The organism is Nocardia sp. PE-7 (assembly GCF_030486425.1).
Classification (GTDB): domain Bacteria; phylum Actinomycetota; class Actinomycetes; order Mycobacteriales; family Mycobacteriaceae; genus Nocardia; species Nocardia salmonicida_A.
The window spans coordinates 5,144,709-5,156,879 of the sequence record NZ_CP129614.1; the positions used below are offsets into that span (position 1 = coordinate 5,144,709).

Annotated in this window: 13 protein-coding genes and 1 tRNA gene; 4 read left to right on the forward strand and 10 right to left on the reverse strand. The window is 68.3% G+C overall.

Annotated features, from left to right (window positions below; genetic code table 11):
* Positions 1 to 2: 2 nt before the first annotated feature.
* Positions 3 to 956 carry a DNA polymerase domain-containing protein gene (locus QX204_RS24165; protein WP_301902530.1) on the reverse strand — a complete coding sequence of 318 codons (954 nt, stop codon included), beginning with the start codon at positions 954 to 956 and terminating at the stop codon, positions 3 to 5.
* Positions 957 to 1,076: 120 nt separating this feature from the next.
* Here QX204_RS24165 and QX204_RS24170 point away from each other — a divergent pair.
* From QX204_RS24170 to QX204_RS24180, 3 genes are all read left to right on the forward strand, one after another.
* A tRNA-Glu gene (locus QX204_RS24170) sits at positions 1,077 to 1,149 on the forward strand.
* 125 nt (positions 1,150 to 1,274) lie between these two features.
* Positions 1,275 to 1,880 (forward strand): QsdR family transcriptional regulator, encoded by a 606-nt coding sequence (locus QX204_RS24175; protein ID WP_301902532.1) that lies wholly within the window; start codon positions 1,275 to 1,277, stop codon positions 1,878 to 1,880.
* A 17-nt stretch (positions 1,881 to 1,897) separates the two neighbouring features.
* Entirely contained in the window at positions 1,898 to 3,043 is a 1,146-nt protein-coding gene (locus QX204_RS24180; RefSeq protein WP_301902534.1) for an acyl-CoA dehydrogenase family protein, read from the forward strand.
* Between the two features lie 55 nt (positions 3,044 to 3,098).
* On the opposite strand, the gene QX204_RS24185 is transcribed toward QX204_RS24180, so the two are convergent.
* From QX204_RS24185 to QX204_RS24220, 8 genes are all read right to left on the reverse strand, one after another.
* Positions 3,099 to 4,319, reverse strand: a complete 1,221-nt coding sequence (locus QX204_RS24185; protein ID WP_301902536.1) for a cytochrome P450 family protein — start codon at positions 4,317 to 4,319, stop codon at positions 3,099 to 3,101.
* Positions 4,316 to 5,569, reverse strand: a complete 1,254-nt coding sequence (locus QX204_RS24190) for a cytochrome P450 family protein (RefSeq protein WP_056812454.1) — start codon at positions 5,567 to 5,569, stop codon at positions 4,316 to 4,318. Before QX204_RS24190 ends, QX204_RS24185 begins: the two co-directional genes overlap by 4 nt.
* Positions 5,566 to 6,117: a GTP-binding protein gene (locus QX204_RS24195; RefSeq protein ID WP_301908091.1), complete on the reverse strand. Its 552-nt coding sequence runs from the start codon at positions 6,115 to 6,117 to the stop codon at positions 5,566 to 5,568. Before QX204_RS24195 ends, QX204_RS24190 begins: the two co-directional genes overlap by 4 nt.
* Before the next feature lie 43 nt (positions 6,118 to 6,160).
* On the reverse strand, positions 6,161 to 6,505 hold the full coding sequence (locus QX204_RS24200) for a DUF742 domain-containing protein (protein WP_301902540.1): 345 nt from the start codon (positions 6,503 to 6,505) through the stop codon (positions 6,161 to 6,163).
* Positions 6,502 to 6,912, reverse strand: coding sequence for a roadblock/LC7 domain-containing protein (locus tag QX204_RS24205; RefSeq protein ID WP_056812459.1), 411 nt, complete (start codon positions 6,910 to 6,912; stop codon positions 6,502 to 6,504). The genes QX204_RS24200 and QX204_RS24205 overlap by 4 nt, the downstream gene beginning before the upstream one ends.
* On the reverse strand, positions 6,909 to 8,327 hold the full coding sequence (locus QX204_RS24210) for a sensor histidine kinase (RefSeq protein WP_301902542.1): 1,419 nt from the start codon (positions 8,325 to 8,327) through the stop codon (positions 6,909 to 6,911). Before QX204_RS24210 ends, QX204_RS24205 begins: the two co-directional genes overlap by 4 nt.
* Before the next feature lie 174 nt (positions 8,328 to 8,501).
* Positions 8,502 to 9,686, reverse strand: coding sequence for an SGNH/GDSL hydrolase family protein (locus QX204_RS24215; RefSeq protein ID WP_301902544.1), 1,185 nt, complete (start codon positions 9,684 to 9,686; stop codon positions 8,502 to 8,504).
* Positions 9,687 to 9,709: 23 nt separating this feature from the next.
* Positions 9,710 to 10,708: a saccharopine dehydrogenase NADP-binding domain-containing protein gene (locus tag QX204_RS24220; RefSeq protein WP_301902546.1), complete on the reverse strand. Its 999-nt coding sequence runs from the start codon at positions 10,706 to 10,708 to the stop codon at positions 9,710 to 9,712.
* Positions 10,709 to 10,827: 119 nt separating this feature from the next.
* Here QX204_RS24220 and QX204_RS24225 point away from each other — a divergent pair, with 119 nt between their 5' ends.
* Positions 10,828 to 11,742, forward strand: a complete 915-nt coding sequence (locus QX204_RS24225; RefSeq protein ID WP_301902548.1) for an AraC family transcriptional regulator — start codon at positions 10,828 to 10,830, stop codon at positions 11,740 to 11,742.
* Between the two features lie 3 nt (positions 11,743 to 11,745).
* Here the strand turns inward: QX204_RS24225 and QX204_RS24230 are convergent, their stop codons facing one another.
* Positions 11,746 to 12,153, reverse strand: coding sequence for a RidA family protein (locus tag QX204_RS24230; protein WP_056812467.1), 408 nt, complete (start codon positions 12,151 to 12,153; stop codon positions 11,746 to 11,748).
* Positions 12,154 to 12,171: the final 18 nt, after the last annotated feature.

Below are 12,171 nucleotides of genomic sequence, written 5' to 3' on the forward strand. Positions count from 1 at the left end.
GCTCACTCGGCGCGGCGGGCCCGGGCCCGGCGTTTGCCCTCGTGCATGGCCTGCACTCGCGCGATCGGGATGGTGTGACCTTCGGCGATCAGATCGGCCGGGAGTGCTTGCGGTGCGGGCATTTCCGTCGCCCACGGGTCGGTGTCGCCGAGCAGATCCGGGGCGGTGCGCAGGGTGAAGTCGGCGGGGGTCACCGACTCGATGTCATTCCAGCGCAAGGGAAAAGACACCGGAACTCCCGGCCGGATGCGCGGGCTGTACGCCGCGATCACCGTCGCGCCGCCCGCGCGGGTGGAGTCGAGGAAAACCTTTCCCGCGCGGTCCTCACGAATGAACGCCGTGGTTGCGACGCTGGGATCTATGCGCTCGGCCCTGGCCGCGACGGCCCGGGTCGCCGCCGCGGCGTCCTCGATCGCGACGCCGGGCTCGATCGGCACGTAGACGTGTAATCCCTTGGCGCCGCTGGTCTTCACCGTACCGGCGAGCCCGTCGGCTTCCAGCGCGGCCCGGATCAGCTGCGCGCCCACCGCCGCGTCGCGAAACGTCTGTCCCGGTGAGGGATCCAGATCGAGTACCAGGTGCGTCGGCCCCGCGCTGTGGTCGACCGGCAACAGCAGCGGGTGGTATTCCACCGCGCGCTGGTTGCCGAACCACAGCAGCGTGCGCACGTCGTCACCGAGCGCGTAGGTGACCTCGCGATGCGAGCTCTCCGCCCACACCGTCGCGCGCGGTACCCACTCCGGGGTGTATTTCGGCAGATTCTTCTGCATGAACGGTGGCTGCCCCGGCCGCACCCGCACCACCGACAGCACTCGCCCCCGCAACACCCGAACGAGCCGCTCCCCCACGAACTCGAGGTAGTCGACCAGATCCCGCTTGGTCGCCTCGGCCCCGTCGAACAGCGGCTGATCGAGATTGCTCATCTCCACCCCACCGCGCAGCTCTTTGCTGGTCATGGCCCCACTGTGCCCCGCCGCCAAGGGGCGGTCAACCGGGGCGACCACCCGTTTTGGTCGATCACCAGGTCGTCGGCTATCGTATGTTCCGCGCGGTTCACCCCGGTGAGCTGTTGTTCTGGCCCCGTCGTCTAGCGGCCTAGGACGCCGCCCTCTCAAGGCGGTAGCGCGGGTTCGAATCCCGTCGGGGCTACAACGAGAACTCCTCGGTCATGGTGACCGGGGAGTTTTTTTGTGCCCGTTCTTGTGCCCGGAGTGCAACACATTGACAGACGTTGCACAGTTCATACACTGTAGGAAACGGTGCATGGAGGTGACGTGATCGAGCAGACGGCCCTGGAGAAAAGACTCCAGGACGCGGCGGCGCGCCCCGATGCCGTGAGCGCGTTCCGCGCCGCCAGGGCCGTATTCCTGGCCGGGCACCGACTGGAGATGAAGGAACTCGCCGTCGCGCTCGGGGTGAACCGGGCAACGCTGTTCCGGTGGGTCGGCGGGCGCGACGAACTGCTCGCCGAGGTCATCTGGTCGGTCGCCGAGCCCACCCTGCGTCGCGCGGCCGCCGCGGCTCCCGGTCACGGCGCGTACCGCATCGCCACCATCCTCGGCGATTTCGCCCAGGCCACCAACACCTCCCACGCCTTCCGCCAATTCCTGTTGCGCGAGCCCGAACGGTCGCTGCGACTGCTCACCACGCGCGCGGGCACGGTGCAGCACCGCATCGTCGCGATCGTGGAAGAACTACTCGCCGAAGAGATTTCGGCCGACACTCTCGATCCGCTGCTGCCGGTGCCCGAGTTGGCGCTGCTGCTGGTGCGGATCACCGAGACCTTCATCTACACCGATGTGATCAGCGGTGAGGAACCCGACGCGGCCAGAGTTGTCCGGGCGTCTTTGGTTCTGCTGGGCGAACGGCCCGAACAGTAAGTCAGCGAAAGGACACCATGAAGCGCTCCATCTTTACCGAGGACCACGACGCCTTCCGCGCGTCGGTCGCCGAGTTCGTCAAGCGCTCGATCGAGCCGAATGCCGAACGCTTCGCCGAAGAACGGGCGATCGACCGCGAAACCTGGCTCGCGGCAGGCGAACTGGGCTACCTCGGCCTCGGCGTGCCCGAGGAGTTCGGTGGCAGCGACGCGGGCGACTACCGGTTCAACGCGGTGTTCGGCGAGGAGCTGTCGAAGGCGAGCGCCGCGATCGCGTCCTCGTTCGGCATCCACTACGACGTGTGCGCGCCCTACATGGTCGAGCTCACCAACGAGGAGCAGAAGCAGCGCTGGCTCCCCAAGTTCTGCACCGGCGAGATCATCACCGCCATCGGCATGACCGAGCCGTCGGGCGGTTCCGACCTGGCCGCGCTGAAGACCACCGCCGTGCGTGACGGCGACGACTGGATCATCAACGGCTCGAAGACGTTCATCACCAACGGTTTCAACGCCGACCTCGTGATCGTCGCCGCGCGCACCAGCCCGGAGAAGAAGGCCAAGGGCATCACGCTGTTCGTCATCGAGACCGGGATGGACGGCTTCACTCGCGGGCGCAAGCTCGACAAGGTCGGTCAGCCCGAATCCGACACCGCCGAACTGTTCTTCGACAATGTGCGGGTTCCCGACGCCAACCGGCTCGGCGAGGTCGACCGTGGCTTCATCGCCATGATGGAGCGGCTGCCGCAGGAACGCATCGGCGCGGCGGTCTCCAACCTCGCCCATGCCGCGGCGATCCTGGACGAGACGCTGCAGTATGCCAAGGAGCGCAAGGCATTCGGGCAGCAGATCGGTAGCTTCCAGTACAACAAGTTCCTGTTCGCCGAGCTGGTCACCAAAATCGAAGTGACACAGGCGTTCGTCGATCAGGGCATCGTCGCCCACGCGGCCGGTGAGCTGTCCGCGGTCGACGCGGCGAAGGCCAAGTGGTGGTCGGCGCAGGTACAGAACGATGTGCTCGACGCGTGTGTGCAGTTGCACGGCGGCTACGGCTACATGCGTGAATACCGGGTCGCCCGGGCGTGGATGGACGCCAGGGTCACCAAGATCTGGGCGGGCTCCAACGAGATCATGAAGGAACTGATCGGCCGCGATCTGGGTCTGTAGCGCACGGATAGCGTCGCGCCCGGCGTAGGAGCCACCGGGCGCGACGCGTCGCCGGTCAGTTCAGGATGATCGGCAGCGCGGCCAGATCGTTCTGTGTGAGCACCGGCAGGTTGCCGATCTCACTGTCGGGCACGGCCAGGCGCAGCTTCGGGAAGCGGGCGAACAGCGCGGGCAGCGCGATCGCGGCTTCCAGACGCGACAGCGCGGCGCCGGGGCAGATGTGCGGGCCGTAGCCGAAGGCCAAGTGGCGGTTGGCGGTCGAGCGCGTCACGTCGAACTCGTCGGCGGTCTCGCCGTGCACGGCGGTGTCGCGGCCGACGGCACGGTAGGACATCACCACGCCCTCACCCTTGGCGATCACGGTGTCGCCGACAACGATGTCCTCGGTGGCGAAACGCATCAGCAGGTGCGAGACCGGGCCGTCCCAGCGCAGCGATTCCTCGATGACCTGCTTCCACTCCACATCCCCGGCAAGGACTTTCGCCAGCTGCTCGGGTTCGGCGAGCAACGCGCGCACCGTGTTGATGATCAGGCTGACGGTGGTCTCGTGGCCCGCGGCGACGAGGGCCTTGATGTTGCCGATCGCCTCTTCCTCGGTGAGCGGCTCGCCACCCTCGTCGGCGGTGACGAACGCCGAGGTCAGATCATCGGCCGGGTCCGCGATCTTCTGCCGGACCAGGTCGGTGAAGTACACATCGAGGCCGCCCATCACCTCGAGGCGCTCGTCCTGCGGGGTCATCACCGAGAAGAACTTCTTGTACCAGTCGAGCAGCTGCGCGTGGTCTCCGCGCGAGACGCCCATCAGGTCGCCGACCACGCGCATCGGCAGCGGATAGGCGAAAACCTCCTTGAGGTCCACCGCGGCGCCGTCGGCGCCGGCGGCCTCGAGGTCGTCGAGCAGGTCGGCGGTCAGCTGTTCGATCACCGGACGTAGCTCTTCCAGCCGCCGCGGGGCCAGTGCCTGGGCTGTCTTGAGCCGCAACCGGCGGTGCTCGGCGCCGTCGACGCTGAACATCGAACGGTCGACGAGGACCATCCCGATCAGCGGCCACTGGGTGGTCACCACGCCGTCGGCGTACAGCGACCACGCGTTGATGTCCTTGACCAGCCGGGTGTCGGTGGTCAGCTGACGTGCGACGGCGTGATCGGTGACGGTCCAGGCGGGCACACCGAGCAGGTCGATCCGGGTGATCGGACCGAGTGCTCGAAGGCGGGCGGTTTCCCCGTTGAGGTCACCGACCATGGGGTCGATGGCGAAAGGGCATGGCGAGCTCACGAAAAACCTCCGACGGGTCGAACTGGCGTGAAACGAACGGGCAGTGCGGTCATGCCCCGAAGGAAAGCCGAAGGTCGCCGGGTGAGCTGGTCGGCGGGGACCCCGAGGTCGACATCGGGAAGCCGGTCGAGCAGCACCTCGATCCCGGTCCTGGCGATGATCTCCGCGATCTGCTGCGCCGGAAAAGGGCAGCGGTATTCGCCGTAGCTGAACGCGAAATGGGCGCTGTTGCCGGTGGGTACGGAACCACCGTCGGTAAACGATTGGCGCACATGCGGATCGAGATTGGCGGCCGCGAGACCGAGCAGCAGGAGGTCGCCTGCCCGAATCGTCTTGTCGGCGAGCCGGGTGTCACGCGCTGCCCACCGGCCCGCCAGAATCGAGGTGGGCCCCTCTTCCCAGAGCACCTCGTTCATGGCCTCGCCGACGCTGCGCCTGCCGCCGCCGAGCGCGTTCGCGAACCGGTCGTCGGTGAGCATCAACCGCATCGAACTGCCGAGCCAGTCGGCGGTGGTGAGGTGACCCGCGGCGGCGATCGCCATCAGGTCGTTCATGTATTCCTCGTCGGTGAACGGCTCGGGGTCGGCCAGCATCATCGAGGCCAGATCACCGGCGGGGCGGGCCCTCTTCACCGCGACCAGCCGCGCCATGTGTTCGGCGAAGCGGGCGTGTCCGGACTGGGCGTCGGCGCCACCGTCGGCGAGCTGCTTCATCGTCAGGGCGAGGTCTGCCGCGTCGTTGTCGGGCAGACCGAGGATGCGCGCCAAGGCGAGCGCGGGCAGCGGCACCGCGAACTCGGCGATCAGGTCGGCGCTGCCGCGACCACAGAACCCGTCGACGAGGCGATCGGCGAGTTCCTCACAGGCCCTGCGCAATTCGAAGTGGTCGACCGCGTCGAGTGCCGGTTCCACCATCGCGAGGTGCCTGCGGTGTTCGGCGCCGGCGGTGAAGTAGATCGAGGGCATCGGTTGCCCGATCATGGGCAGCAGCGGCCAGTCCTCCGGCACCCGCCCCCACTGATTCCACAGCGACACATCACGCGGGAAGAGCAGCGGATCACTGGTCACCTGGTGCAGTTCGCGGTAACCGATGATCAGCCACGCCGGGAACCCGCCGGGCAACTCGACCTGCACGACGGGACCGTGATCACGCCGCATCCGCCGATAGACCTCGTGCGGTTCGATGTGGAACTCGGGGCCGCTCAACGGCACCGCGCCGGTGATCGGGCACGCGCCGGTCGGTGTGCTCATGAAACGGTTTCTCCCTGTGGGACAGCGGAATACAGGTGCTCGACCAGTGCGATCAGCACCTGCTTGCTCGATTCGCGCGAGCGCGCGTCACACATCACCAGCGGCACAGCCGGATCGAGATCGAGTGCGTCACGCACCGCGCCCACCGAATGGGAGTCACCGAAGTCGTTGCAGGCCACCACGAACGGAGTGCCCTGGTGTTCGAGGCGGTCGATCGCGTACCAGGAGTCACTGATCCGGCGCTGGTCGACCAACACGATCGCGCCGAGCGCGCCCGTGAACAGCCGGTCCCACAGGAACCAGAACCGTTGCTGCCCAGGAGCTCCGAACAGGTACAGCACGTGTTCGTCGTCGAGAGTGATACGGCCGAAGTCGAAGGCGACGGTGGTGGTCGACTTGCCGGGCACACCGGTGGTGTCGTCGACGCCTGTCCCGACATCGGTCATGGTGGCCTCGGTGTCGAGAGGCCGGATCTCGCTCACCGACCGCACCAATGTCGTTTTGCCGACACCGAATCCGCCGATGACCACGATCTTCAACCCGTGCATTGCCGTGCTGTGCAGCGGCGCTTTCGCCCGCTCGGGCACGTTCTCAGAGCTTGCGAAGTCCAACGAGCACCTTCTCGAGGGTGGAAGCATCCAGCGACATCGCCGCGGACAACGGTGGGCGCACCGTGATCTTGCCCGCGGCCAGCAGGTCCGACAGGACAACCGTGGTGACACCGACGGGCAGCCGCAGCTCGGCCGCGATCTCCACCACCGCGGTGGGCGCCCGGCAGATGTCGAGGACCGCGGCCTGTTCCGAGGACATCCCCGGGGTGGCCGCGGACTCGCTGACCACCAGGGTGACCAGGTCGAAGTCCTCGGTGACGGGAGCCCGGCCGCCGGTCAGGGTATAGAAGCGGTCCGGATCGTCGTCACGACCGGCCCTGGTCAATCGATCGCTCCGCGTCTGGGCTGAGCCGCCATATGCTCGCCGAGCTGTTCGACCAACTCGTGCATCGTGTGCCCGACCAGACCGGCATCGGCGTCCTCGGCGGCGACCACCGCCAGGTGCGCGCCGCGCCCCGCCTCGACGACGAACAGGATGCCGCCGTAGAACTCGGTCATCGACTGGCGAACTCCGCCACGCCCGTCACCGAACTCGACGGAAGCCCCGTGCGACAGACTCTGGAACCCCGCGGCGATGGCGGCCAACTGATCAGCGCGGTCGACGTCGAGTTCTGGTGTATGGCAGATCTTCAGCCCGTCACCAGACAGGAGCAGGGCGTGCCGGGCACGCGGGGTGCGGGCGAGCAGCTTCTCGAGCAGCCAGCCGAGGTTCGCGGGGGCGGTGGTGGTCATCGGTCCTCCAGTGGGTCGGGAGCCGCAGCGCCGCTACCCGGATCGTGGCTTGCAGTGGTGCGGCCCGGCGCGGAACGCTGGAAGGCACCGAGGGCGGTGGGTTTGGCCGGTGGCGCCTTGGCGGCGGGCGTGGCGGAGAGGCCTTCGGGGTGGACCTGCGCGAGCGTGTCGCCCCTGCGACGTTTCGGCAGCATGGGCGAGGAGGGCGGGGCGCCGTCGGTCTCGGGTTGCGTGTGTTGGCCGACGGGCTCGCTGAAATCCATGGTGCCGGTGTCGGTTCGGCGCGGGATCGGGCTGTCGAACTGGCTCAGCGTGGCCGGCTCGGCGAAGCGCGGCGGGGCCACCACATTGCGACTGCGACGTTCGGCGCGCGCGGTGAGCTCCCGCGGGACGACGACGACGACCGCGGTGCCGCCGATCGCCGACGGCCGATAGGAGACGGTGAGTTCGTGTTTGCGCGCCAGGTAACCGACCACGGCGAGCCCGAGCCTGGTCCCCGACAACGAGGCCAGGTCGGCGCCCTTGCCCTTGTGATCGCGTCCGGTCACGGCGGCTTCGGCGCGGCGCAGCGCGGAATCGCTCATGATCAGGCCGCTGTCCTCGATCGTGATCACCACGCCCGCGGGCACTTCCGCGGCGTAGACGTGCACCTCGGTGGTGGGCGGCGAGAAGTTGCAGGCATTGTCGAGGAGTTCGGCGAGCGTGTGCATCACGCCTTCGGCCGCATGCCCGGCGATGCCGACCTCGGCGATCGCCCGCAGCCGCACGCGCTGATACCCGGCGACGCGACCCATCGCGCCGCGCAGAATCGACTCCATCGCAATAGGTTTCGCCCAGCGGCGACCGGTGCGCGCACCGGACAGCACCGCGATGCTGTCGGCGAGGCGCCCCGCCTGGGCGGTGCGGTGGTCGATGTGGAGCAGGTCGGTGAGTACCCGGGGGTCGGCGTGGCGGTGTTCCATCTCCCGCAGCTCGGCCAGCATCGAGGTGGTCATCGCCTGGATGCGGCCCGCGGCGCCGGCGAACGCGGCCAGTGCCGCCGCGCCCCGCCGCGAATTCTCCTGGGCTTCCCAGGCGTAGGCGGCGGTGTGCTCGTCGGCCTGGGTCAGCCGTGCGCTCGCCTCGGCCACAGTAGCGGCCAGTTGCTGTTCGGCCCGTTGGGCGGCGGCCAGACTCGCGCGCGCCTGCGCGCGCTGACGCAGTGCGAACCACACCGCGGGGCAGCCGATCAGTGCCGCGGCCACAGCGGCGGCGAGCACCGGGATACCGACGGCCTGCGGCGCGAACACCGCGGTCACGGCGGCGATAGCCACCACCGCCACGCCGGCGCCGAGCACCACAGAACCAGCGCTGTCACCGGACGCCTTCGGCGCAGCTACTGTCTGCGCCATCGGCAGTACGTCCGCAGTACTCACAGGCCCCCTGCCATCAGTGGTCGATCAAACACGCAGCAAGGCAGCCTGTTTCGAAGTCGGAGTCGAGCATATCGAGCCCCCGCCCTACCTGCCACTCGACGGATCAGGGTTCACCGACCGTTGGGCTACAGGTCAGCATCCGGCCTGGTCACGGCAGGTGGGGCGAAACGGCGATCACGTGGCGAGAGCGGGCGCGATGACCATGGCCATGGCTCGATAGCCGGAATCATTGGGATGTAGGTGATCACCGCTGTCGAAACCGTCGGCGAGACGGGTGCGATCACCGGGAGTGGCCAAGGCCTGTTCGAGATCGACCACCTTGTCGAAGGCGCCCGACTCCCGAATCCACGTGTTCACCTCGGCGCGCAACCGCTCCCGCTCCGGCGAGTAGTAGGCCGACCCGGCGAACGGCAGAATGGTCGCGCCGACGATGCGCACGCCCGCCGCGCGCGCCTGCCCGATCAACGCGCGATATCCGGTGATGAGCTGGTCGGCCGAAACCGGTGGGAAGACAACCCCGTCCGGGCCGGCGCTGTCCGACAGCCCGATGTCGTTGATCCCGATCAGGACGACGGCGGTGCCGACGCCCGGTTGGTCGAGAACATCGCGACGGAACCGCGCCAGCGCGCTGTCGCCGAGCACGGTCGAGTCGGTGAGCAGCCTGTTGCCGCTGATTCCGGCATTGACCACCGGACCGTGGTGGCCTACCGCCGCGAGTTGGTCGGGGTAGCGCTGGTCGGCGTCGAGGGTGGAGCGGTAGCCGTCGGTGATCGAATCGCCGAAGGCCACGGTGACGTCGCCGGTGCTCGACCGCAGCGTCTCGATGCCCGCCACGTAGTACCAGGACTGCGAGGTATCGGTGAACGGTGCCGACGACGGGTCGGCGGCGTGATCACCCTGTGCTCGGTAGCTGGTGGCCAGCGACTGGCCGTGCTGGGTCGCGGGGCCGGTGGGCCGGTCGAAGTAGAGAGTGACCGCGATCGATGCCCCCACGGTGCCCACCGCGTCGCTGATCACCTCGGCTCCCGGCGCGATCACGAAGGTGGACTGCCCGGCGACGCTCAACCCCCGCACCGATTCCGGAACGACCGCCGCGCCACCCGCACTGGCGGCCACCGTCGCCGCCGACACCGGCAGGGGGTACTCGCCGAAGCGGTTCGACAACCGGATCCTGACCTGCGGCCCCTCCTGCGACAGGCGAAACACCTGTCGCACAGTCTGATCAGCGAAACCCATCGCCGACCAGTTCTGGTAGACCGGGTACTGCACCGCGGTCGTCCAGGCACTCGACCAGGTGGTTTCGGTGTCGCGGGCGCCGAACGCCACCAGCACCAGCGCGGCCACGGCGGCGACGGGCACGGCGATCCACCGTAGGCGCGCTGTCAACGCAGCGACCATGTCATGCCGAACGGGGCGAGGGCGTCGAGGAATTCGACCGGATCGAACAACTCCGCGGGTGACTGCGCGCCCGGCTTGCCCGCACCCGCCGCGATGCGAGTCGCGACCTCGACCGCGAGCTGGGCGCTGTTGCGGTAGGCGTCGGGGCCACGGCCGATGCCACGCAGGGTCCGGCCGTCGCGGTAGATGTCGACGACCATCGAGTACGCGGCCGGGACCGACGGCGTTGCGGGCGCGGCGTCCAGATCGGCCGCGGTGACCGTGCCGACGATCTCGAAGATCGACTTCGCCAGTACGCCCTCCACCGAGCCCACCGTGGTGTGGCGCGGAATTGTCACCACGGAGGGTTGCGGAAACTTCATCACGGCAATGGGTTCCGTCTCGTCGGGAAGCAGGAAAGTGGTCCGGCGGGGCCGGGGGCCGGTCTGGAATTCGCCGTCGGACCACGACAGGCCGCCACTGGTGAAGACATCTAGATTCTGGTAGACGGTGCGCATACTTCCGCGCGAGCCCTCGCCGCCGGGCGTGGCGACATGACTCAGGACGATCTCGTCGGCGCCGCCGAGTCGCTCGGCGCCGAGGTGGGCAAGCAGGTCGCCGAAGATCCCCGCTTCGGTGGTCGCGGTCGAGAGCGTCACCCCGGCTTCGGCCGCGCGCGGGCCGAATTCGGCGAAGACCTTCTCGACGAAGAGCTGTTCGCCCGCGACGTCGACGTAATGGACGCCGGCGGCGATGGCGGCGCGCAGCACCCCTTCGCCGCGACCGGTGTAGTCCGGCAGCGTGCTGATCACGGCGTCGACATCGGCGAACGCGGCGACGAGCGCGGCGTGATCGTCGGCCTCGGCAACGCGGACCTCGGCGTCGAGTCCGGTGAGCCGCGCGGCGTTGCGGCCCACGGCCACGGTCTCGATTCCGCGCTCGCGCAGTTCCCGCACCGCGAATGTTCCCACGTGGCCGCTGGCTCCGTAGACGGCGATCTTCATGTCGTGCTCCTTGTGTTCATCGGGCTGATGAACACCAGCGTATGAGCCAACAAGGAGACAAGAAATCATCCAGAATCTTACGTGAATATCCGATCGTCTCTACGAGTAGAGTTTCGAACATGGATCTGCTGAGCGATGTCCTGGCCACCGCGAAGACCGGCAGCCCGGCCTCCGGGATGTTCGTGCGCCACGCACCGTGGGGCCGGGCGTATCCGCGCATCGAGAGCGCGGGCTTCCATGTGGTTCTGCAGGGTTCGTGCTGGCTGACGCGATCCGAGGCGGAGCCGCTGGCATTGGGCGCCGGTGACGCGGTCTTCATGCCGCGCGGGATAGCCCACGATCTGCTCGACCAACTCGACAGCCCGGTGACCGAAACCGCGGGCCCCGAGGATGTCCGGACCGTGCCGGGGCCGGGCGCTCCCGCCACCCTGCTGTGCGGTTCCTACCAGCTCGCCGCCGACCGAACCCATCCACTGCTGACGGAACTGCCCGAGGTGGTGCACATTCCGGCCCGGCTCGGCACGCACCCGTCGCTGCGCGCCGCGGTCGACCTGCTGGCCGACGAACTCACCGACACCCACCCCGGCGCCGACGCGGCGATCCCCCCACTACTGGACCTGCTGCTGCTCTATCTCCTGCGCGCCCAACTCGCGGACTCCGACGCAGCGACCGGCTGGGCCGCCGCGGTCGCCGACCCGGACATCTCCCGCTCCCTGCGCGCCGTCCACGACGACCCCGCCCACGGCTGGACGGTCGAATCACTGGGCGCCCGAGCAGGTCTCAGCCGGGCCGCCTTCGCCAAACGTTTCACGACGCTGGTCGGCGAACCACCGCTGACCTACCTCACCCGCTGGCGCATGCTCACCGCCGCCCGCCTACTCCGCGACACCGACCACCCGCTCGCGACCGTCGCCAGACACACCGGATACGGCTCCGAGTACGCCTTCGGCAAGGCCTTCAAACGCGAATTCGGCACGGCGCCGGGCCGTTACCGCTCGACGCCGACCGAGGTCCTGATGGCGGGCGCGCGGTAGTCCTCAGTCGAGCACGGCCGTGGCTTCCACCTCGACGAGCAGATCCGGCTCACCGAGCGCTGCCACCCCGATCAACGTGATCGGCTTGACCGGATCCACACCGAGCTTCGCCGCCGCTCTGGCGACACCTTCACCGAGCAGCGGATACTTCTCCGCACTCCAGTCGACGACATAGATCGTCAGCTTCGCGACATCGTCGAACGAGCCACCGATCGCCGCCAGCGCGGTACCGATATTGAGATAGGCCTGCTCCACCTGCGCCGCGAAGTCCCCGGCGCCGACCGGATTCCCCGCACCGTCCCGAGCGACCTGCCCCGCCAGGAAGACCAGCCGCGACCCGGTCGCGATCGAGAGTTGCCGATACACCTCGGGCTTCGGCAGCCCGTCCGGATTCACCAATTCCACCGTCATGCCAATAACATAACATTG

Coding starts and splice junctions, on each gene's coding strand:
- QX204_RS24190 (WP_056812454.1), bottom strand. CDS start 5,569: ATGAGCACACCGACCGGCGCGTGCCCGATCACCGGCGCGGTGCCGTTG.
- QX204_RS24180 (WP_301902534.1), top strand. CDS start 1,898: ATGAAGCGCTCCATCTTTACCGAGGACCACGACGCCTTCCGCGCGTCG.
- QX204_RS24220 (WP_301902546.1), bottom strand. CDS start 10,708: ATGAAGATCGCCGTCTACGGAGCCAGCGGCCACGTGGGAACATTCGCG.
- QX204_RS24225 (WP_301902548.1), top strand. CDS start 10,828: ATGGATCTGCTGAGCGATGTCCTGGCCACCGCGAAGACCGGCAGCCCG.
- QX204_RS24205 (WP_056812459.1), bottom strand. CDS start 6,912: ATGACCACCACCGCCCCCGCGAACCTCGGCTGGCTGCTCGAGAAGCTG.
- QX204_RS24165 (WP_301902530.1), bottom strand. CDS start 956: ATGACCAGCAAAGAGCTGCGCGGTGGGGTGGAGATGAGCAATCTCGAT.
- QX204_RS24230 (WP_056812467.1), bottom strand. CDS start 12,153: ATGACGGTGGAATTGGTGAATCCGGACGGGCTGCCGAAGCCCGAGGTG.
- QX204_RS24195 (WP_301908091.1), bottom strand. CDS start 6,117: ATGCACGGGTTGAAGATCGTGGTCATCGGCGGATTCGGTGTCGGCAAA.